24 protein-coding genes and 1 tRNA gene are annotated in these 20,182 nt (G+C 41.6%); 14 read left to right on the top strand and 11 right to left on the bottom strand.

Annotated elements, in window-relative coordinates:
- Positions 1-62: 62 nt before the first annotated feature.
- Positions 63-1,271 carry a PLP-dependent aminotransferase family protein gene (locus DMB44_RS07080; RefSeq protein WP_110642213.1) on the bottom strand — a complete coding sequence of 403 codons (1,209 nt, stop codon included), beginning with the start codon at positions 1,269-1,271 and terminating at the stop codon, positions 63-65.
- Between the two features lie 167 nt (positions 1,272-1,438).
- On the opposite strand from DMB44_RS07080, the gene DMB44_RS07075 reads away from it, so the two are divergent.
- Together DMB44_RS07075 and endA are read left to right on the top strand one after the other, a co-directional pair.
- Positions 1,439-1,945 carry a GTPase domain-containing protein gene (locus DMB44_RS07075; protein WP_110642211.1) on the top strand — a complete coding sequence of 169 codons (507 nt, stop codon included), beginning with the start codon at positions 1,439-1,441 and terminating at the stop codon, positions 1,943-1,945.
- Entirely contained in the window at positions 1,946-2,815 is an 870-nt protein-coding gene (gene endA, locus DMB44_RS07070) for a tRNA-intron lyase (protein ID WP_110642209.1), read from the top strand.
- Here endA and rpsB read toward each other — a convergent pair.
- On the bottom strand, positions 2,812-3,411 hold the full coding sequence (rpsB, locus tag DMB44_RS07065; RefSeq protein WP_110642256.1) for a 30S ribosomal protein S2: 600 nt from the start codon (positions 3,409-3,411) through the stop codon (positions 2,812-2,814). The two genes, endA and rpsB, sit on opposite strands and share 4 nt — an antisense overlap.
- A 233-nt stretch (positions 3,412-3,644) precedes the next feature.
- Here rpsB and DMB44_RS07060 point away from each other — a divergent pair, with 233 nt between their 5' ends.
- Positions 3,645-4,826, top strand: coding sequence for a glycine C-acetyltransferase (locus tag DMB44_RS07060; RefSeq protein ID WP_110642207.1), 1,182 nt, complete (start codon positions 3,645-3,647; stop codon positions 4,824-4,826).
- 137 nt (positions 4,827-4,963) lie between these two features.
- Positions 4,964-5,037, top strand: a tRNA-Arg gene (locus tag DMB44_RS07055).
- A 137-nt stretch (positions 5,038-5,174) separates the two neighbouring features.
- Here DMB44_RS07055 and DMB44_RS07050 read toward each other — a convergent pair.
- Positions 5,175-6,389 carry an MFS transporter gene (locus DMB44_RS07050; protein ID WP_110642205.1) on the bottom strand — a complete coding sequence of 405 codons (1,215 nt, stop codon included), beginning with the start codon at positions 6,387-6,389 and terminating at the stop codon, positions 5,175-5,177.
- 250 nt (positions 6,390-6,639) lie between these two features.
- Between DMB44_RS07050 and DMB44_RS09350 the strand changes: the two genes are divergently transcribed.
- Positions 6,640-6,792, top strand: coding sequence for a hypothetical protein (locus DMB44_RS09350; protein WP_153280191.1), 153 nt, complete (start codon positions 6,640-6,642; stop codon positions 6,790-6,792).
- A gap of 35 nt (positions 6,793-6,827) precedes the next feature.
- On the opposite strand, the gene DMB44_RS07040 is transcribed toward DMB44_RS09350, so the two are convergent.
- The 4 genes from DMB44_RS07040 to DMB44_RS07025 form a co-directional block, all read right to left on the bottom strand.
- Positions 6,828-7,478 (bottom strand): metalloregulator ArsR/SmtB family transcription factor, encoded by a 651-nt coding sequence (locus DMB44_RS07040; protein ID WP_110642201.1) that lies wholly within the window; start codon positions 7,476-7,478, stop codon positions 6,828-6,830.
- A gap of 167 nt (positions 7,479-7,645) precedes the next feature.
- The gene (locus DMB44_RS07035; RefSeq protein ID WP_110642199.1) at positions 7,646-8,836 is read right to left on the bottom strand and encodes a cation:proton antiporter; all 1,191 of its coding nucleotides are present in this window, start codon (positions 8,834-8,836) and stop codon (positions 7,646-7,648) included.
- Between the two features lie 81 nt (positions 8,837-8,917).
- Positions 8,918-9,442: a hypothetical protein gene (locus DMB44_RS07030; RefSeq protein ID WP_237265350.1), complete on the bottom strand. Its 525-nt coding sequence runs from the start codon at positions 9,440-9,442 to the stop codon at positions 8,918-8,920.
- Positions 9,439-9,744 (bottom strand): DUF211 domain-containing protein, encoded by a 306-nt coding sequence (locus DMB44_RS07025; protein WP_201796952.1) that lies wholly within the window; start codon positions 9,742-9,744, stop codon positions 9,439-9,441. The genes DMB44_RS07030 and DMB44_RS07025 overlap by 4 nt, the downstream gene beginning before the upstream one ends.
- A 232-nt stretch (positions 9,745-9,976) precedes the next feature.
- Here DMB44_RS07025 and DMB44_RS07020 point away from each other — a divergent pair, with 232 nt between their 5' ends.
- From DMB44_RS07020 to DMB44_RS07010, 3 genes are all read left to right on the top strand, one after another.
- Positions 9,977-10,351: a zinc ribbon domain-containing protein gene (locus DMB44_RS07020; RefSeq protein WP_110642250.1), complete on the top strand. Its 375-nt coding sequence runs from the start codon at positions 9,977-9,979 to the stop codon at positions 10,349-10,351.
- 27 nt (positions 10,352-10,378) lie between these two features.
- A complete protein-coding gene (locus tag DMB44_RS07015) occupies positions 10,379-11,344 on the top strand; it encodes a Gfo/Idh/MocA family protein (protein WP_110642197.1) in 966 nt (321 codons plus the stop codon).
- A gap of 138 nt (positions 11,345-11,482) precedes the next feature.
- Positions 11,483-12,124 carry a Snf7 family protein gene (locus DMB44_RS07010; RefSeq protein ID WP_110642247.1) on the top strand — a complete coding sequence of 214 codons (642 nt, stop codon included), beginning with the start codon at positions 11,483-11,485 and terminating at the stop codon, positions 12,122-12,124.
- Between the two features lie 349 nt (positions 12,125-12,473).
- Here the strand turns inward: DMB44_RS07010 and DMB44_RS07005 are convergent, their stop codons facing one another.
- Positions 12,474-12,782 (bottom strand): hypothetical protein, encoded by a 309-nt coding sequence (locus DMB44_RS07005; RefSeq protein WP_110642195.1) that lies wholly within the window; start codon positions 12,780-12,782, stop codon positions 12,474-12,476.
- Between the two features lie 175 nt (positions 12,783-12,957).
- Here DMB44_RS07005 and DMB44_RS07000 point away from each other — a divergent pair, with 175 nt between their 5' ends.
- The 4 genes from DMB44_RS07000 to DMB44_RS06985 all read left to right on the top strand — a co-directional run bounded on the left by DMB44_RS07000 (position 12,958) and on the right by DMB44_RS06985 (position 17,064).
- Complete coding sequence (locus DMB44_RS07000) at positions 12,958-13,929, top strand: homoserine dehydrogenase (RefSeq protein ID WP_110642193.1); 972 nt, start codon at positions 12,958-12,960, stop codon at positions 13,927-13,929.
- A 158-nt stretch (positions 13,930-14,087) separates the two neighbouring features.
- Positions 14,088-14,900 carry an ABC transporter ATP-binding protein gene (locus tag DMB44_RS06995; protein WP_201796951.1) on the top strand — a complete coding sequence of 271 codons (813 nt, stop codon included), beginning with the start codon at positions 14,088-14,090 and terminating at the stop codon, positions 14,898-14,900.
- Entirely contained in the window at positions 14,897-16,522 is a 1,626-nt protein-coding gene (locus tag DMB44_RS06990) for an ABC transporter permease subunit (RefSeq protein ID WP_110642191.1), read from the top strand. The genes DMB44_RS06995 and DMB44_RS06990 overlap by 4 nt, the downstream gene beginning before the upstream one ends.
- Positions 16,523-16,596: 74 nt before the next feature.
- On the top strand, positions 16,597-17,064 hold the full coding sequence (locus tag DMB44_RS06985) for an AAA-associated domain-containing protein (RefSeq protein ID WP_110642189.1): 468 nt from the start codon (positions 16,597-16,599) through the stop codon (positions 17,062-17,064).
- Between the two features lie 108 nt (positions 17,065-17,172).
- Here the strand turns inward: DMB44_RS06985 and DMB44_RS06980 are convergent, their stop codons facing one another.
- On the bottom strand, positions 17,173-18,300 hold the full coding sequence (locus DMB44_RS06980) for a 26S protease regulatory subunit (RefSeq protein WP_110642187.1): 1,128 nt from the start codon (positions 18,298-18,300) through the stop codon (positions 17,173-17,175).
- Positions 18,284-18,733 (bottom strand): hypothetical protein, encoded by a 450-nt coding sequence (locus tag DMB44_RS06975; protein WP_237265349.1) that lies wholly within the window; start codon positions 18,731-18,733, stop codon positions 18,284-18,286. Before DMB44_RS06975 ends, DMB44_RS06980 begins: the two co-directional genes overlap by 17 nt.
- Positions 18,734-18,918: 185 nt before the next feature.
- Here DMB44_RS06975 and DMB44_RS06970 point away from each other — a divergent pair, with 185 nt between their 5' ends.
- The gene (locus DMB44_RS06970) at positions 18,919-19,224 is read left to right on the top strand and encodes a winged helix-turn-helix domain-containing protein (protein WP_110642183.1); all 306 of its coding nucleotides are present in this window, start codon (positions 18,919-18,921) and stop codon (positions 19,222-19,224) included.
- Positions 19,225-19,229: 5 nt separating this feature from the next.
- Here the strand turns inward: DMB44_RS06970 and DMB44_RS06965 are convergent, their stop codons facing one another.
- The gene (locus tag DMB44_RS06965; RefSeq protein WP_237265348.1) at positions 19,230-19,829 is read right to left on the bottom strand and encodes a DUF981 family protein; all 600 of its coding nucleotides are present in this window, start codon (positions 19,827-19,829) and stop codon (positions 19,230-19,232) included.
- 227 nt (positions 19,830-20,056) lie between these two features.
- On the opposite strand from DMB44_RS06965, the gene DMB44_RS09695 reads away from it, so the two are divergent.
- The coding region (locus DMB44_RS09695; protein ID WP_201796950.1) for a DsrE/DsrF/DrsH-like family protein at positions 20,057-20,182 on the top strand (126 nt) is incomplete at its 3' end.

Below are 20,182 nucleotides of genomic sequence, written 5' to 3'. Positions count from 1 at the left end.
ACGTTATGACTTTAACAATAAAATATATTTGGCTTACATTGCAAAATAATGAGATTTAGATATTATTCGACTATCTCCATCTCTTCATTTATGACATATGCGAGGCGTTTGATGCCTTCTACGATCTGATCATCGTCCGAATAGGTGAAATTAAGCCTCATGCTGTTATGCTTCTCCCCATGCGGATAAAAGGCGGAACCGCTGACATAGGCTACCTTTGCCTTTAGGGCTCTCTCGAGCATCTTTGTTGTGTCGATCTTCTCATCGAGGGAAACCCAAAGGAACATGCCACCGTTTGGTTTTGTGTACTTGACTCCTTCCGGGAAATACTCCTCTATGGATTTCAGCATGAGATCCCTCTTCTTTCTGTACAGGCTAACGGTTTTAGGTATCTGCCTGTATATATCTCCTCTTTTCAGATATTCATAGGCTATATATTCAGAAAGGGAATCAGAAGCCAGATCAAGGCCCTGCTTGACCAGATTTATCTTATCTATTATCTGTCTGTCCGCAATGACATATCCAAGTCTGAGGCCAGGCGCCATGACCTTTGAGAATGTACCGAGATAGATAACGTTGCCATCATCATCCATGCTCTTTATGGATGGTACAGGTTCACCATCGTATCTCAGCTGGCCATAAGGATTATCCTCGACGATGGGTATCTGATACCTCTTGGAGATCTCAAGAAGCCTCTTTCTCCTTTCGAGTATCATAGTTGTACCGGCCGGGTTCTGAAAAGTCGGTATTACATAGATGAATTTTGGTTTCATTCCGTTAGCCATAAGATTCGTTATCTTCTCTTCAAGCAATTCGATGTTCATGCCATTATCATCAAGATCAACGGCGATCATGTTTGCCTTGTTCGAATTGAACGCTGATATTGCCCCAACATATGTCGGGCCCTCCGTGATTACGGTTTCACCAGGGTTCACGAATATTTTACCTATGGCATACAGGGCCTGCTGCGATCCCGTGGTGAGTATGATCTCCTCTCTCTTTGCCCTTATTCCTTCAGTCTTCTCAACATATTTAGCCAATTCATCCCTGAGCGGATCCAGGCCCTCCGTTGTCCCATACTGTAGGGCCTTCTTTCCGTAGTTTTCTATAACATCATTTAGGATCTCCTTCATCTCTTTCAGCGGAAATGATTCTGGATTTGGCATTCCACCGCCGAAAGAAATAAGTTCAGGGTCAGACGTGTATTTCAATAATGATCTTATCTCCGAGGGCTTTATATACTGAAATATGTCAGAAAATCTAAATTCCATGATTATTAAATATCATGTAAATATATAAAATTATAGTGCCATTATTTAACAGAGGCTAATTTTTCAAATTCCCTCTGAGCTCTGTTGTCAAAGATCACGCGCGATCCATCGCGGACGGGTAGTATTCTGAGGAAAAAGTATAACTAAAAGATACATATTGATGCCCAATGCCTATTCAAAAACTCGCTTGGAAATTCCTCGTGATCGGTTCAAAGGGATCCGGAAAGTCTTCATTCATATCATATATCGTCTATGGGGAGATGACTCCCGGGCTTCAGAGATCTCTGATAAAGAAGACAGTAACAAGGGAAATAAATGGCAACAGATACAGCGTCGACATTCTGTTTCAGGAGGCAGATGATGATGCTGAAAGGACCATGGGAACTGCCACAGGCATGATCGTTATAATTGATCTCACCGATTCAGGTAGTTTGCAGTTTGCTGAGAGGGTCATAACCAGAGCCCATGGGATGAACAAGAGCAATGTGTATATCATTGGAAATAAGACCGATCTCAAGTACGAAGCTCAGATCTGGAAGGAGGATCTTGAGGAGTTGAGCAGAAAGTTCGGATCAGATTATTATATGGTTTCATGCAAGGATGGCACAGGTTTTGATGGTATTCTTGATGATATTGTTGATAGAATAATAAGCAGGAATGTATTGAGGAGATAGATGGAAGAAGGCATCTGCGGTTCTCATGACTTTCTAATTGAAGACGGCAAAAGTGGAAATTACATCATAGGAAAGTACAGAATAGGATACCTAAGCGGAGATAAACTGGTGCTTGATCCTTTCGAATGCCTATACCTCTATCTCAAAGGCAGGATAAGGTTCAAGGATGATGGATCGGTTGCCGATATCTTTAACGCTGTAACCTTTGATAGATACGTCGCCTATGAACTTCTCAAGAACAGAGGATACCGTGTCAAGGAGGATTCTGGCCTCTTGTATTTCAGAAAAACCACTGAGAGGCCTATGAGCCTCAGGGTAATGAGGGAATCAGATCTCATTGAATTCTCTGATTTTGTGGAAAATCCAGTGGATTTTTATTTCACGGTGGATGAGGAAGGAGATCCCACCATATATTCATCGCAGGAAGTTTCACCGGCGGGAACTGTTCATTTTGAAAAAATTTCCGGTTCTGTCGTTAAGATGGGAGGAAGAAATTTTCTCAGCCAAGAGGCCAGTAGCTGGATCGGATCCACGTTTCATGGATACAGATTACTGACAGAAACGGAGGCCAACTTTATTTCAGGAAAACATGATGTGACACCGGTAGATACAGTATTTTCTGATCTGGTAAGCAGAGGGTGCATAGTAAAGACAGGATTCAAGTATGGTGCGAACTTCCGGGTCTATCTGGGTAATGAGAGTCAGCATGCTGAATATCTAGTGAGCGTCATATCCGACACGGAAAGATGGTATTCTATCAGCAGAGGTGTGCGAGTGGCGTCAAGCGTGAGGAAAACAATGATATTTGCGAGTATATATAAAAATGAGGTCAGATACGTGGCTCTTAAAAGGGTAAAAGATATAATTTAGATCTGAGCCTCGAAATCGTCTATTGTATATTTGAACTGATCATAGCTGGATATGGTACCTCTGTTTTTCAATATCTCTCTGGCTAGCAACCAGTATATCACAGCCAGAGATCTCCTGCCCTTATTGTTTGTGGGAATTATGAGGTCCACAAAATCGGTTTTGTTGTTTGCATCGCACAGAGCAATTATTGGAATACCAACTTTTATAGCCTCCTTCATTGCCTGAACGTCTGCAAGAGGATCGGTGACGATTATGACCTTTACCTCTTTGTAAAACTTAAGGCTCGGGTTGGTGAGCGTGCCTGGGTTGAACCTTCCGGTTATCGCCGTTGCACCGGTGACCTCAGCAAATTTTGCCACAGGCCTGAACGCATACTGCCTCTGCGCCACAACAAGTATATCCTGCGGCTCAAATCTTGCAAGCATCTTTCCGGCAACTATCAGCTTACTATTTGTCTTTTTAACATCAAGTATGTAAAGTCCATCGTTTCTGATCTTGAATATGTACGGCTTCATATCGCTGGACTTTACCTGCGTACCGATATGCACTCCTGATTTCTGATACTCCTCTTCCGGTATTAACATCTCTTCATCCATCTGATCACCCATTGAATAGGATTTTACCTTAATCAACCTAAGGTTTCCATTATCTGTTTTATGAGTTGATAGCTTTCAGGTATATAGCAATTTGCGAGTGGCTTTAACCTATGTCTTTAAACCTTTTGAAAAATTTACTGCATTGTTCAGAAAGAGGAAAGAAAGCGAGCAAATATGTGGCAGGTTATGGGATGTTATGAAATTATTATATAGGCTTTATCGATTAAATAAATATGCAAAAATTGAGCTGGGTAGAAGAAGAACTTTCTGCGTTGAAGGCAGAGGGTAGATACGTTCCCATAAGGACTATCGAAAGTGCTCAGGGATCTTGGGTAACCATTGGCGGCAAGAAAGTTCTGAATATGTGCTCTAACAATTATCTTGGCTTTGCAAATCATCCGGAAACAAAGAAAGCAGCTATAGAGGCTATAGAAGAATATGGTGTTGGTGCTGGCGCAGTGAGATCTATAGCCGGTACCGATGAAATTCATGCCAAACTTGAAGAGAAGATCGCAGAGTTCAAGCATATGGAGGCTGCTCTGGTATATCAGGGTGGACTACTTGCTAATGTGGGTACAATACCTGCTCTTGTTGGAAAGGATGATGTGATATTCTCAGAAGAACTGAATCATGCGAGTATTATAGATGGAACAAGATTGAGTTCCGCGAAGAGGATAGTTTACAAGCATCTCTCCGTGGAAGACCTTGAGAAGCAGATCAGAGAAAACAGGTCTTCATTCAAAAAAGCTATTGTGATAACTGACGGAGTCTTCAGCATGGATGGGGACATCGCACCATTGCCAGAGATAACAGAGGTTGCCGAAAAGAACGATGTGATGGTTTACGTTGACGACGCTCATGGTGAAGGAGTTCTAGGCGATCATGGAAGAGGCATTGTGAACTATTTCCATCTTGAAGATCGTGTAGATATTGAGATGGGAACATTCTCAAAGGCACTTGGATCAATGGGAGGTTTTGTAGCAGGTTCATCAGATCTTATTGATCTCCTTAAGCAGAAATCCAGGCCTTTCCTTTTCAGCAGCGCGTTGAACCCTGCTGATGCAGCTGCAGTTCTCAAGGCAATAGAGATCCTAGAGAAGGACGACTCGCTGATCAAGAAACTCTGGCATAATTCTGATCTCCTGAAGAAGTCCTTATCGGATATCGGGTACAATACTGGCCACAGCAAGACACCGATAACACCTGTGATAATAGGCGATGAAAAGAAGACCGTTGATCTGAGCAAGAGATTATATGATGAAAAGGATGTGTTCGCTTCACCCATAGTCTATCCAACTGTACCGAAGGGAACCGCGAGAATAAGGCTGATGCCTTCAGCAGTTCACACTGAGCAGGACATAAAAATCGCTGTGGATGCATTCGCGGATCTCGGAAAGAAACTGCACATAATTTAAATATTTTTTTATATATTTTTGTATAGCTGGCCATATACGATAATTTTATTTGTAAGAATTTATAAATATAATTCCAGCAGTACATTTCATTTTTTACTGTGTACGCAAACATAAATATCAAAAATGGATACGGAAATGCCCGAGTGGGGTAATTTGGATATCCTGGAGGCCTGCGGAGCCTCAGATCCGGGTTCAAATCCCGGCCCGGGCATTGAGCTATTCATTAATTGAAGCTTAGAATCAGATCGCTCGTTTTGTAGGATTTCTAACTCGAATTTGGCAATAGAATGCAGTTAAATCAGGATCATGAGGTTATGCTTATATATCTCATAATTTCTATTGAAAGCTTTACACGTCGGTTGAAAACATTGTCATAGCGGTTTTTTGTTTAAGTAGGAAGGCCATGATCATCGCCGCTACAGACAGTGTTCCAAGGGCTAGGAAAATAAATATTATGCTGGTACTATTGATTTCCAGAGTAACCGCTATCAGTATGGTCATCATTGTTATGGTGGAAAGGAAAGAAACTCCTGATGAAAACCTTCCGAGCATTTCCATAGGAACATGCTTCATCACGAATGAATTTCTATTTATCCGCGTTCCTGGATTTCCGATTCCGTGTAAGCTCTGAAAGATCATGAAGAAGATGAAATTAGAGGAAAAAGGCATAAGAAGCAGAGCAGCTGTGTAAATAGCGAAAAAAATGAAGCTGTTGGCAAGTTCATTTCCTCTTGGAAACATCGATATGGCCAGGCCAGTCAGCGCAGCAAAGGCCGCATAATCCATTTCAGAGAATGAAATATACGATACATTTCCATGAATAACATTCACTATGAATACAGGCTTCAGCAGATTGCCAACTATGATCATGATGAACGGAAAGTTCAGAAAATAGATGAGAAAGGTTTGCTTGGGATATCTCCTGATCATCGACAGGACTCCATTATGTTTGATCTTCTTATCCCGTAAAGATTTTTCTGGAGTGAAATTCTCTTCGATCAATGATATGAATAGCAATGATATTATTTGGATGATTATGGCCAGCGCAAGTGATCCCTGCGGTCCAATGAGTAATAGAGCAGGTACAGCTATCGCAGATCCAAGGAGGGACGGAAACTGCCCAGACGCTTCTGCGATGCCGTTCATCCTCAGATATGCAGTTTGGTGTGATATGGTCTGAAGCAATGCCCTCATCATGTCAAAGTACACGCTTGAACTCACATTAATATAGATCAGCAGCACCGAAAGCACCAGCATCCTCTGCATTATATGAAAGTGCCAGAGAAGGAGAGAGAACATCTCGAATAGGATCGAGATTGTCTGCAGCATTTCTATAAGTCTCTTTCTTGGAAATGAGTCTATTATTTTTCCCAGGAAGGGATCGATGAACATTGAAAAAATCAATGAAAGTATCATAATAGTTCCGAACTGGATCTTGCCTAGATCGCTGAGGCTGAGCAGAAACATGGTGTAAATTTCCACCGGATATGTGGAGGATAGTGCTAATATCTTCGATGAATTGTAAAGTAATGTCGAATCCTTCGATATTCTCGTTGATTGCATAAGATCTTATCTTTGAAAAATTAATAAATTAAATCGTTTATAAATTTTATAAAATATCAGAGACTCGTAATAGAATGCTTCGTTCAAAAAAATGAAAAACTATCAAAGGCCAGATTCTTTTATAAAAAAGTTAGGAGTTTGAGGGAAGCAGTAAAACTCTCTCTTCGTACAGGAGATACACGGACTTCCTTCAATGGGAATATCTATAGATCGTCTTCCCATATTCTCTTTTATCATCCATGAAAACCAAGTGGATGATACTTTAGTAAAATCGCTGAGATCCGAATATACGCCTGTGGAGATCGCAACCTCCGTAACCCTTCTTCCAGACGTGATCCGAAAGAAAGTTTCCAATGACGGGAAACTGCGATCTGGCAGTATGTGGATCGAGTTTGATCGTTGAAGCAGGAAGATCCGAAGCTTGAGCTGAGGAGTAGCTCACGAAACTGATTTCTCTTTACTTATTATGAATCGGCAGGCACCGTGTCCATTGACCTGCGTGTGTGTAGAAACGACCTTCATACCCAGCACGGATTCGAATAGGCTGCATTCCAGTGAACAGGCCTCGCCGAATCTTTGGGCAATGGTGAATATGGGGCAATTGTATTCAGACAGCTCGTATTTGGAATTACCAGTCTTCTTCAGTTCAGGCACGTAATTTTCTTCATAACGTAGCTTTACCAGTCCTTCAACCCTTGAATCTTCTTTCATGTTACCCAGTTTCCGAATGTAAGATCTTTTTATCTCATCATACCTATTTTCTAGGAATCTGATCACCAGATCCCTGTTGCCTGTTTCGGCAAGAAATTCTATCAGTTCATTCAATATCCGATCTCCTGCGGAACCAAATGCGCTTGAAGATTCCGTTAGAAGATAGAACCTATAGAATGGTCGACCTATTTCGCCTTTCATGATCCTTCTTTCCACAATATGTCTGTTCTCCAAAACTTGAATATGCTTGAGTATGGCCATCTTTGATAATCCGAGTTGATCTGACAGGTCCTGAAGAGATAATCCGTCATGCTTCTTCAAGGTAATTATGATCCTCGACTCGGTTGGATAACCATCGGCGTCTTCTAATCCTTCCATATATATGAAACATTGGCGTATTAATTAACTTTTTCTCTTATAAATTATAAAAATGATAAACCCATCATGATTTGGCCTTTTTAATTGAAAAACGGTATTAAGTAAAATTTTATTCAAGAAACATTATATGTTCTGGCCTTGATAAAGACGAAGTGCCTTGCAACAGTTCAGGTACCTGACTGGCTGCTGGTTCCCGCATTTTTGTTACCTGATACAGCAAGTGAGATCAATGGCGTTATTATCAATGAAATCAGAACTGTTCCTAGTATCGCAAGTGAATATTCGGTCGATGTTATTATGCCGGTGTCGTAAGCTATTGCGGCTATAATGACGCCAACTGCACCTCTTCCGCCCAGCACAGACATCGTTGTCAATGGTGTTATGCTCTTTATGAATCTCTTGGACATCAGATAGTTAAGAGCCGTGCCTGAGGCTATTATGACAATAAGTGCCGGCAGAAAGATGATGAACAGATCCAGATGTGGAAAGACAACACTTAGTCCAGCTATGGAAAAGAACAGCGGGATGAAGAACGAGTCATTTATCCGCTTCAGAGTATTAACCAGCATTCTGTGGTATTTTTCACCGACTGAGGCCTCATGTATGAGTATACCCGCAAAGAAAGATCCAAGCACATAGGTTATGCCGATAGCCTCAAATATGATTGATACAAGCAATCCGGCTATTATAACGATAGAGAAGAGCAGGTACTCCATGTTCGTGCTTTCCTCCTTTTCTTCAATCCATTTTATTATTCCTATCGCCCTTCTCCTTATCAGAATATCGAATACCGCTATTGCAAAGAAGAATAATACCACAAAACCGAGCGATTCGATCACTCTGTACATATTTTCCGTTGTGGCTGAAAGCATTATAAAGGCCAGTATATCGGTGAGAACAACTGCTGAAAGGATAAGTCTCCCTCCATTCACTTTGAGGAGATTGTATCTCATCAACAGAACCGATATTATCGAGATTGAAGGAACACTAACCGACAATGATACAACAAATGAAGAAATCACACCAAATGGGGTGATCATGTTGAGTATGATCAATCCGAGTATCATCGGTATAACAAAACCTGAGATGGTGAATATTATGGATCTCCTCAGATTTCCATATATGTACTCAGTATTTGCCTCCACCCCTATGGACAGGATTATGAAGAAGAGCGAGATGCTCTCTATGTCTGATATCGTGGGTGAGGGTAATATAATCTTCAGGACACCTGCACCGACTATCACACCGGAGACGATATATGCGACAACCTCTGGAATTTTGAATTTATCAAGTACAACGCCCAGCAGCATAGAAACGGAGAGCAGTATCAAGATCTGGGTGAGTATGTCCGTTATCACCAAATCCCATAGCCATAATTATAATTAAAGTTATTTATGGAGATATGACATTTTGAAGCCTCTGAGCTTCGATACAATTACTCATGAGACTATGTGCAGAAGTATGCCTATATAGGACATTATTATGCCGACGGCAGACATGCCGACTGCCCATATAGCATAATGACCTGAAATTGACCTTGCAAGACCTATGCCTAGAAAGGCAAGCGCAACTGTAGCTGCTATAAATGGAAGTGCATGCAATCCAGGAAATAACGCATCAGAGGCCAGGGGGATCATTGAACCTAGAAAACCAGAAAGCCCAGCAATTGCAGTACCCTCCACGGCTTCCTCAGTTATTTCAATGCCGATGTGGCTTCTCATGAGTTTCCTCGGCGACTCCATGGCTAGCTGTCTTGACATCCGTGATATTTCACCACGCAATCTGGCGTACTCGGCTATGAAGAAACTGAAACTTCCCACTATGGCCGAACCAGCGCCAATCCTTAAGGCTTCGATCAGCCCTATGGAAACGGTAGAAGAGAGCGCTGCTGCAGCTATCATAAGTGATGTTATTATTCCATCGGAGAGCCCAAGTGTTATGGAAAAGAGAATGCGCCCTCTCAATTCTGATTTCTCCTCACGTTTTCTATTAGCCTTTTGCCCACAGCAATTTCATCAACTGAATGTATGGCAGATCCAGTGTTTTCAATAGTTTCTATCAGTTCATCGTAGTTTATATTTGTACCTTCCACGGTTATATTTGTGCCCATAGTTTCCATATCCATTTCCGTCACTATTATATTGACTGCCTCTACTCCCTGCACTCTTTCTATCGCGGCAGCAAGTTCAACCAACGTTGGCCTGTTCAGGCCCTTGTCAACATCAAGCACCACACGTCGTATGTTCAAATCGATCAGCACTCCCATAATATCGATATTTTAATGAAATGATACAAGATTGAACGATATTATTCTATTATGCATTTGTAACATCATTTCTTATACAATATCTCTATCATTATTCAATTAAAAAATATTTCTGAGATAACCGTTGAAAGGAATTTCAAAGCTGTGAAGGATGGAACAAGCAGATCTTACAATATTTATAGAAAGGTTAGGTGTTTGATAGAAGCAATAAAACTCTTTCTTCGGACATGAGATACACGGACTTCCCCAATGGAAAACAAGTAAGTTCTTCGGATACACGGCAAAGGAAATAAGCGTTACAGTCATCGTCATTGATCCGTATAATTCCAGCAGGGAATGCCCTGTATGTCACACCATAGGTAAAAGGAACAGACCTGAACTATCCAGTTTCAGATGGGTTTCCTGTGGGTTTGAGGGAGAGGCAGATTTCGTTGCATCCCTCAATATCAGGGACGGGGCTGTAGTCAGCCAGCCTATTGTGACGCGTGTTATTTTCGCTCATCTGATCCACCCAGCTGCAAGCTCTGAGCTTTTAGCGAGAGGTAGCTGGCTTGGACTTCCTAGTATCTCTATGAAAAGTATATTAAGCAAAGTTAGTTGTAGTTAATCTAACTAGACGTCAGAGGGATTGATTTTGAAAGTTAATATAATTGGCCTTAATGGATTTGGAAAACGACATATTGAAGCATGGTCAAAGGCGGATATTGATATAGAGATAACTGAGAGAAAGATGGATATAGTAAATGAGTTGAAAGGCAAGTACGACATAAAAAAGGTATATGGATCTCTTGAAGAGGCATTCAAATCGGATGCGGAGATATTCGATCTTGTTCTTCCACACAACCTCCACAAGGATGTTACGATTCGATCCTTGAGTTTGGGGAAGCATGTACTGGTGGAAAAGCCAATAGCTACAGAGATCAAAGACGCGCAGGAAATGATAAGATCCTCCGAGGAATATAGAAGAAAATTGATGGTTGCGGATCAGTATTATTTCGATCCAAGTGTGTGGAAAGCTAAAGAATTCATGGATTCTGGAAAGATCGGATCAGCGCATACAATAATAATAAGGGATCAGAGGAAATACAACTGGCATGGATGGAGATCGCAGGCCTCAATAATGGGCGGTGGGCCACTGATCGATGGCGGCATACATTTTATCGATACGTTGCTGAATCTTAGCGGCGAATATGTATCCATTCGTTCAAACTTTTATAAGTCTGTACCATCGATAGAGGAACCGGACACGGTCGAGGCGTTATTTAAGTTCAGGAACGGATCAAACGGGGTATTTTTCTATTCATGGGGTTATCCCTACCCGCCGTTGTTACCATCATTTGAGATAGTGGGAACCGAAGGGAGCATAGTTGAGGATATTACTACCAAACCAAACAATTTCGAAACACCAAAGGGGAAACGTGCATATGGTGATCCTATACTCAACGGTTCGTTAATTGATCTGGGTAAACATGACATATTCTTTGACGAAGTTTCTGGTTTTTTGAAGAGCGTGCTTGACGATTCTCCTGTCCCATTCGATCCATACCTTGCACTGCGTGATCTTAAGGCGGTAAAAGACGTCTATTCCAGCAGCATATGATGATGTTTTTGGATTTACGAGAAGATCATAAAAAAATTGGGATCATAGATAAAAAGTGGAATACACATAAAAGTTTATATCTCACATTAAATTAATATTTTAAAGGGAGAAGAAAGTAAAAGATCGAAGGAGATGATCATGGTATTATTCAAATTTGGAAAGAGCGAAGAAGAGAAAATGCTTGAGAGAAGATCCAGGATAAGCAAATGGAAATCTGACATAGACAGGGCAATCAGACAGTATGAAAAGAACAGGGATATGAATATACAAAACGCCAAGATATCGTTAAAGGATGGGAACATAGAAAAGGCAAGGGTTTTTGCTTCTAACATAATTTCTCTGGACAGTGCCATAAGGGGACTGAAGGATTACAAACTGTTTCTTGAAAATATAGATCTTAATCTGCAGTTTGCCGACACAACCAAGAAAGTATGGGCCTCCTTGAAAGAAGGATCAGAAGATCTGCTCAAGAGCCAGCTTACTGAGAAGCAGGTGATACAGATGCAGCAGAATGTTGAGAAGATAATCACTGCATCGGATCAGATACAGGAGAGGCTGAGCAGCCAGCTTGATCAGATAACTACCGCTGTCAATCAGAAGGGAGAATACAATCCAGAGAGCGTTGAGAAGATATTGTCTTCACTTTCAGGTGAAGGGCAGAAAGCATCGGAAAAGCCTGCTGTTCAGGAGCCATCCGAGTCAGCCAGCACGGATAAAGATCTAGAAAATCTCCTGAAGTCACTTGGCGGCGTTAAGAACAATGACGATCAGATCAAATGAACCTTTCCCAAAATGAAGTCCTGGGATACTGGACCTGTTGGACGTTTGCATGTACCGGTATACCCACTGTATTTTCTAGGTGATATTAGCGTTGTTTTTATCCTAATAGAATAGTACCAATACCGAAGAACCTTATTATCTATTTAGAGGTTTATCAGGATAATCCTATTCTCGCGATATGTTGTATATTCTTTTATCTGATAATATTTAAAAATCTCATAATAAAGGTGTAAGGGTTTTCTTGCTATGGCTTCACATTGCTTCTATTTCCTACAAAATCTATTCACGAATAAAATTTTATATCATATATGGCTCAAATGAGTACGACCCGCGTTATCTGTTCGGCTTCTTATCCCTTCCAGAGCCCTACGGCCAGGCCTATTAGGAACAGTATCACTGTGAGGGAAAGGGACCCACCGAAACCTATCGATATATCATTTGTTATCTGCGATGCATAGGTTTTTATATACGGCAGAAGTCTCGCCGTCGTATTTGTTATGGATACATGGGGTGCGAATGAAAAGCCTACGTATGTGGAGAGGATGAGTGCAATCACTATGAGTATAAATGATGTGACGCCTTTTTTAATGGCCAGTCCGAATAGCAAACCATCGATGAGGGCAACAATGAGAAGGATATAGCCCGTTAGTTCTACCATTAAATGATTAACATAATGGGTCTATTTAAACTTGTCGTATATGTATGAAGCGTAGACGTTATGGGATCTGCATTTTCCAAACTTAAAATCATGAATCAATATTCATAGTGTTGATTATGGTTCATTTTTCAAGTTTGTTGAAAATTTTATATCTTACTATACGGTATTCGCCCGGATGAAAGAGATCAAAGTTATACTCATGGGTGTCGGAAACGTTGGGCTTAACGTCCTAAGGATCCTTCAGACTAACAACGAGAGAAACGGTGGTCTTAATGTCCGGCTGGTTGGCGTATCTGATTCTCACAGTTCAGTTAGTGGGAAAAACCTGAATATTCAGGATATTATAAGGAATAAGGAGTTAAATGGCAGAGTATCAAACAATGCCGAAATAGATGTTGCGGAACTTTTGAAGGAAAGAGCAGATATTCTTGTTGACTGCACACCTGCATCAAGGGACGGATCCCGCGAAGCTGATCTGTACAAGATGGCATTTCAAAACGGTCTCGATGTTGTTACGGCCAATAAATCAGGTCTGGCAAACAGATGGAAAGATATAATGGACTCGGCCAAAAAATATTCCAGAAAGATACGATACGAAGCGACAGTTGCCGGTGGTGTTCCACTTTTCAGCATTCTGGATTATTCCATAATTCCGTCCAGAGTGATTAGATTCAGAGGAATAGTGAGTTCAACCATCAACTATGTTATAAGAAATATGGCGAGAGGTGCAAAGCTGGATCAGGTCGTCGATGAAGCCATAAGGAAGGGTATAGCCGAAAGAAATCCTCAGGACGACCTCAAAGGACTAGACGCTGGAAGGAAAAGCGTTATACTTGTAAACCGCCTATTTGGAACCACTTATACTCTGAAAGATGTAAGATATGAAGGTGTTAAAGAACTTCCATATGGTGAAAATGATCGCCTGATAACTGAAGTTTATGAAGATAACGGTAAGCCTGTAGCCATATCCAGGATTGCATCATTGTCGGAAGATGATTTTCTTAGGCACATAGACATAGATGGTTTAGGTTACCAGATTATAACGGACAATAATGGTACGGTGAATGTCAGTGATATATCAGATGGACCTTATGAAACTGCCGGAGCTGTGGTCAACGATATATTCATTCTATCAAACAAGTCATAATAAAAGCGCGTCATATGTAAAACAGTCTTTATATAGGTTCTAGGGATCGGGCGTTACGGTGATTGCCCCGTGAAAACTCACTGAGATCTCTGCACTGAAACCTGGAAGCCTAGGCTCATGATCGGGGGAATTTCACTGTTTCACTGCAGGTGATGTCCATGGACGAGGATCTCATTAAGGATAATGCAATGCAACGAGCCAGAGCTGCCCAGTACGTCCTGAGTGCGGTTGGGATCGATTTTTCTTATGAGAATGGGTATAAGGTATTTGAGGATGTGAATATAGATGTAGGCCAGAACGAATTTGTTGCCATAGTTGGGCCATCTGGTATAGGTAAATCGACGCTTTTGAGGATACTCGGCGGATTCCTGAAACCTGACAAAGGAGCCGTTTATCTGTTCGGTAAGCAGATTAAGAGGCCCACCCCAGACATCATCTTAATACATCAATCCATAGTGACATTCCCTTGGTTAACGGCACTGGAGAATGTAATGCTGTCCCTCAAGGTAAGGAATGTTTCGGATGAGGAGGCAGAAAAGGCCGCCAGGAACGCTCTTGAGACTGTGGGGCTGCAGGGGTTCGAAGATCTATACCCAAAGGAGATGAGCGGTGGAATGAGGCAGAGAGTTGCCATTGCCAGAGCTCTGGCTGCAAGTCCTCTCGTCTTTCTTATGGATGAGCCATTTGCCCATCTTGATGAGTTGACGGCAGAAGGTCTCAGACAGGATATATACAATATACTCTTCAGTCCTGACACTCCACTGAAGGGTGTTGTTCTGGTTTCGCACAATTTAACTGAGGTTGTGGAGCTGGCCGATGAGATATACGTGCTTAACAATGTTCCGGCCACCGTGATTGGGAAGGTTCATGTGGATCTGCCTAGGCCAAGGAATCCGAGAAGTGAAGAGTTCAATCAGATACTGGATACTCTCTATAACTATCTTACGCCACCTAAGGTGAGAAAGATATGAACGAGATCCTTCTCATCACGCTGGCCGCTCTTGCGACTGCCGGTAGGGTTCTTGGCCTCATACTGATATCAATAGTAACGGGCTGGTTTCTTGCCTATGCGGCCATAAAGGGGAAAATATTTGAAAATATTTATATCTCGATCATCGAGGTATTCGAATCAGTTCCAGTTATTTCATTCTTCCCGATAGTCTTGATCATATTTGTGACGAGGATCGGCGGTCCACTCGGGGTTGAGATGGCTGCTGATTTTCTTGTCTTTACCGCCGTGGTCTGGAACATATGGATGGGTGAATACCAGGCGTTTAAGACAGTTCCCCGGGAGATGCTTGAAGTTGCCGAGAACTATCAGATGTCGTTTTTTACAAAGATGAGAAGAATATTCATTCCATTTTCATATCCTAGGATCGCCGCAAACCTGTTCCCAAGCGTTTCCGATGGGTTTTTCTACATAACTGTTAGCGAAGTGTTCAGCGTCGGAGTACATACATACCAGACTTTTGGTATAGGCACGGTTCTGGATTCGCTTGCTGCGAGTGATAAGATAAGGCTCATTTATATGGCGTTATTGATACTCGCTCTTGTCATAATAATTATAATACTCGGGCTGAGGGAGTTCAGCAGGTATGCCGTGTCGAAATATACAGTTGATACCGATGCGCCTATAATAAGGAGGGGGCGCCTTAATGTAAAGCAGACCACCAGGCTGCTCTCAGTTGTTGCCAGAAATCCACTTTCAAGATTAGCGGGATACTATAGATCTAGGGTCATGTCAAGGCCCCCTGAGGTCTTCGAGAAGCGTGAAATGCGACGGGAGAAGATAAGCAGATATTCTAGCATAGCCATAGGTTTCACGATCCTCGGCCTCATAATATATTCTAGCGCCGATCTCATAATTTCGGTTTCTCATAACGAATGGATCCATCTATTCTCTGTCACGCCTAAGATACTTCTCTATCTTCTGTATGATTATGTACGGGTGGGAGTGATATTGGCTATATCTTTTGTGATAGCCATATTTCTAGGCTATTATCTGGCCATGCATTCACGAGCCGAGGGTATTGGCGTGCCGATAATACAAACCCTGAGTGCATATCCTCCACCTATATATTTTCCCTTCATATTCGGGGCAAGTTTTACTGCTATACATTCTGTGCTTGGGCCGTTCACTGATGAATTCTACGTTCTTGCATTGGGCTTCGTGAGCACATTCTATTACATATTCTATTCCTTCTGGATGGGCGTGAAGGCTCTTCCGTCGGAATATTTTGAGGTCATGAAGAATCTCAACATGGGATATTTTAGAAGGATGAGGAGTATAATACTACCGGGTACTTTCCCGTATCTCATATCTGGCATATCATCTACGATAAACAGCGCGTGGGGTGGTCTGATGATAGGCGAATACTGGCCTGATATAATACCGGGAACAAACCTAAGTGTTCATTACGGATTGATGAAATTCATCGATATAGAGACCAATGTTGGGAACATAGCAATGGCCGCATGGGGTTCATTCTTGTTCGGCATAGTTGTTGCAATATACTCGATCATCTTCACAAGAAGGATGATGGATCTTGCTCGAAAGAGATATGTTGCAGAGGAAGGAGTATTCGCTGCCTGAGATGGTTTGCGATACGACGCACATACTTATGTCAAATAGAACACTTTTAATATTATGCTAAGCATTAACTAACGATGACTGAAGTCGTTGACCCCAATGCGAGGATCGCTGATCTCGTGGGATTATTGTACGTTATGAATAATATATTTGATGGAAAAACCGATCTTTACAGGCTTGAGAAAGAGATGGAAGTTGATATAGACGATCTTATGCCCATAGTGTATACGGCCTCCAATCTAGGCTTCGTCTCTGCTGAGTCAGGTGACATAATAATAACCGAGAAGGGAAGGGAGTATGTCAAATCAGGGATAAAGCGGAGGAAAGAGATAATCAGAGAATCACTTAAAAACATAGAACCTTTCAGGACTGCAGTTAGGCTTGGGCATTTCGATCTGGATCAATTGCTTGAATCTCTGAATCAGGAAGGAGTACAGACATTCAATTCGCCATCCGGTAACCATGATCTTGAGGTCATACTCATTGAATGGGGCGTTTATTCAGGTCTTCTCAGAAAGGATGACGAGGGATTTTCCGTTAATTGACCTAGAGTATAGAACTGAATGATGAGAGGCCTTTTTATATATTTAATGCTCAGCGTCTAATAATTTACTTTTAAATTAGAAACCTTATGCGATTGATTACCTTATTGATCATAGGCCGCTGAATTCCAGGTATCTTGAGAGAAGCTCAGCATCTATGGATGGTTTGATACTTCCGATCACGTCCAGCAGATCTCTTGTCTCAACGGTTCTCTGTTTACCAGTCTTCACAGCCTCCATGAAAACATTCTGACTTGCCTTCTTGCATATGAATTCTATATCAGCGCCACTGTACCCTTCGGTCTGCTGTGCAAGAAGATCATAATCTATATTCCCAGCCTGCTTGACCTTTGCCATGTTCAGTTGGAATATCTTCTTTCTAGCCACAATATCTGGAGGCGGGACGTAGATCTTTATGTCAAATCTGCCAGGTCTCAGCATGGCCTCGTCAATCTCCCAGGGATTGTTTGTTGCTGCAATTATGAAAAGATTCTTGTTCTTCTGAGAATTTATACCACCGACCTCATTCAGTAGCTGTGCGACTCCTCGCTTTGCTGCATCTGAATTTGATGTATCCCTCTTTGGCACAAGCGCGTCTATTTCATCAAAAAATATTATTGATGGAGAGAGCAGTGCTGCTGCCCTGAAAAGCTTGGATATGTTCTTTTCAAACATGCCGAACCATTGGCTGTAAAGACTTGCGGGATTTACATTTATGAACCTGGCTCTAACCTCGTTTGCGATCGCCTTCACTATGAAGGTCTTACCTGTCCCTGGCGGGCCATAAAGAAGCATTCCTCCACCAAATTGTATATTGTACTCCTGGGATAGCTCCTTGAATTTCATCGGATACACGATCTTTCCCAGTATCTCATTCTTAACATCTTCTAATCCTGCAACGTCTTCGAATGTAACCTTTGGGATCTCCGGTTTTTCTAGACCTATTTCCTCTAAGAGGGCTTCCCCCTCTGATAATCTATCGTCTCCTTCTTTTTCACGTAGTGGCTCTGTGTTCACATTAACCCGCTGATATGCATTCAGAATTATATTGCACTGATCCAGTCTCTTCTTCTTCAAATCCGGAGGTGAGGCATTTGCAGCTTCTAGCATCAGCCTGTAGGCAGCGAAATAATACTCTTTAGCCTTGTCCTTATGGCCACGCGATTCCTCATTAATACCTCCCTGCAATAATCTCGTTGCCTTATCTATTTTCTCATCGGCTTCATCCAACGTTCTCACCCTCCGTGCTCTTGTAACTATCCATTACCGTTCCCTTTGTATACAGTTTGATCTTTCCTATTTTCTTCTGAACATAGATAAATTCAACTTTGACCTCATATTCGTCAGGGAAAATGGCGTATTCAGTGAGTATGCGACTGAACTTGGACGAGAAAAAGAGGTAATCCCGCTCACTTCCGTTGGCAGTAAAGAAATAGGCTTCTAGCTTGGTACCTACGAGCCTATCTCTACCAGGGACAGCTGTTTCAGTTATTTTCTCTCTTTCCGGAACCACAGATACATCCATAAGTTTTCCGACAACCATCATCTTATTCTGAAGTCCATACGCTTGTCCAAGAACCTTTCTGGATGCGGTTATATAATGCTTTGAAATGCGATCGTCATTTATTTCTGGCTCATAGTATTTCAGCACGTCTGTTACAACGAGAGACATAATTACTATCTTTCATGGAATACAGTCTTATTAAGCTTAGCGATTTATGAATAGAACTACCAATATTATAGAGCAAGCTATCTTCCATGTATATTTTGAGATATGCAGATTCTTTCTGATCGGTGGATTGATCATATTATACGGTGGGATATATTCACATTTATATATGGTTCTCTTATCTGTTAATGTTGTCTCTCGATCCAGAGTACTATGATGAATACAGGCGATTGATATGGTGGCTGTTCTTCGGCACCAGGGGAGGCCCTATGCGGTTGCGGATAATTGAATACCTAAAGGATAAGCCTTCGAATCTCAATCAGATAAGTGCTTCCCTTGGAATAAATTACAGAACGGCGGAGCATCATGCTAAGATATTGGAGGATAATGGTGTACTTGTTTCGGAGGGAGATAAATATGGAAAAATATATTATATAAATCCAGCCTTTGCGAATAAATTAGAACTTATAGATAAATTCAGAAAAAAAGATTAGTCTAATTATGGGAAATATTTTATGAAGTCAAGTAGATGCCCATATATTGCCGTATAGCCTATGAAAAGGGCTATCAACGTTCCTATGGCAAGTATAGCCGCTTCAACAATGTATGCAGCCTTCCCCTTCTTAGGATCAATGAACATTACTGGCGAAAGAAGAGCGGCAATGCCGTCTACAACATAGAGGCCCATGGCGGCGAGAAGATCATTTCCAGTTTCGAGATGATAGTTTACTATCCCTACCGACTCTATTATTATATAGATGCCTAGGAAGAAAAGCAGTATAGACACTGAGGATATATCGTAGTGCTTATAATAAGCTATGGCTGAAACCGTAAGAAGAAGGCCAGCCATAAGAAGTGGATCACCAAAGAGCATATTGTAGCTTGAAGGCAATGGCCATGTGAAGGACATGATGAAACCGCTTAGAAAATCGAATACACCAATACCAGCCGCCGGGAACAGAAGACTCTGAATTTTCTTTTCATTACCCAGGGCTGAAAATAGGAAATACATCGATCCAACGGCTGTTGTCATTCCCAATGCCAGCAGCATCACGGCCAATGAATCTATGAATTCAGCAGTCATATCATCACTATTCAAATATCGCAAAGTTGTATTTTAACTTATTTATATGTGCATTTTATGCCGAAATAAAAACTACTAACTCATATATTGGAAATTATCGAGGCAATAAGTAGCGATATACGATGTAATCTATGTTATTGTGTCATATATCGTCGATATCAGTTATCATATAATCCTTTATTTCATTTTATGACTAAATAGAAAAATTTATCTAATTATGTGCAATTCTTTATTTGATAGATATGTCCAAGACAATGTCGATTGTTCTGGCCTCCGGAACAATAGATAAGATAGCGGCCGCAGGTGTCATAACATCCGGTGCGGTTGCCAATGGAATCGACGTCAACATCTTCGTAACGTTCTGGGCA

It is taken from the genome of Thermoplasma sp. Kam2015, assembly GCF_003205235.1.
In the GTDB taxonomy this organism is placed as follows: Archaea; Thermoplasmatota; Thermoplasmata; order Thermoplasmatales; family Thermoplasmataceae; genus Thermoplasma.
This window is presented reverse-complemented; position numbering and strand designations above follow the sequence as displayed.

Excerpts from the sequence above, each read along its gene's own strand:
- DMB44_RS07080 (WP_110642213.1), bottom strand. The coding sequence starts at position 1,271 with ATGGAATTTAGATTTTCTGACATATTTCAGTATATAAAGCCCTCGGAG.
- DMB44_RS07075 (WP_110642211.1), top strand. The coding sequence starts at position 1,439 with ATGCCTATTCAAAAACTCGCTTGGAAATTCCTCGTGATCGGTTCAAAG.
- endA (WP_110642209.1), top strand. The coding sequence starts at position 1,946 with ATGGAAGAAGGCATCTGCGGTTCTCATGACTTTCTAATTGAAGACGGC.
- rpsB (WP_110642256.1), bottom strand. The coding sequence starts at position 3,411 with ATGGATGAAGAGATGTTAATACCGGAAGAGGAGTATCAGAAATCAGGA.
- DMB44_RS07060 (WP_110642207.1), top strand. The coding sequence starts at position 3,645 with ATGCAAAAATTGAGCTGGGTAGAAGAAGAACTTTCTGCGTTGAAGGCA.
- DMB44_RS07050 (WP_110642205.1), bottom strand. The coding sequence starts at position 6,389 with ATGCAATCAACGAGAATATCGAAGGATTCGACATTACTTTACAATTCA.
- DMB44_RS07040 (WP_110642201.1), bottom strand. The coding sequence starts at position 7,478 with ATGGAAGGATTAGAAGACGCCGATGGTTATCCAACCGAGTCGAGGATC.
- DMB44_RS07025 (WP_201796952.1), bottom strand. The coding sequence starts at position 9,744 with ATGGGAGTGCTGATCGATTTGAACATACGACGTGTGGTGCTTGATGTT.
- DMB44_RS07010 (WP_110642247.1), top strand. The coding sequence starts at position 11,483 with ATGGTATTATTCAAATTTGGAAAGAGCGAAGAAGAGAAAATGCTTGAG.
- DMB44_RS07005 (WP_110642195.1), bottom strand. The coding sequence starts at position 12,782 with ATGGTAGAACTAACGGGCTATATCCTTCTCATTGTTGCCCTCATCGAT.
- DMB44_RS07000 (WP_110642193.1), top strand. The coding sequence starts at position 12,958 with ATGAAAGAGATCAAAGTTATACTCATGGGTGTCGGAAACGTTGGGCTT.
- DMB44_RS06995 (WP_201796951.1), top strand. The coding sequence starts at position 14,088 with ATGGACGAGGATCTCATTAAGGATAATGCAATGCAACGAGCCAGAGCT.
- DMB44_RS06990 (WP_110642191.1), top strand. The coding sequence starts at position 14,897 with ATGAACGAGATCCTTCTCATCACGCTGGCCGCTCTTGCGACTGCCGGT.
- DMB44_RS06985 (WP_110642189.1), top strand. The coding sequence starts at position 16,597 with ATGACTGAAGTCGTTGACCCCAATGCGAGGATCGCTGATCTCGTGGGA.
- DMB44_RS06975 (WP_237265349.1), bottom strand. The coding sequence starts at position 18,733 with ATGTCTCTCGTTGTAACAGACGTGCTGAAATACTATGAGCCAGAAATA.
- DMB44_RS06970 (WP_110642183.1), top strand. The coding sequence starts at position 18,919 with ATGTTGTCTCTCGATCCAGAGTACTATGATGAATACAGGCGATTGATA.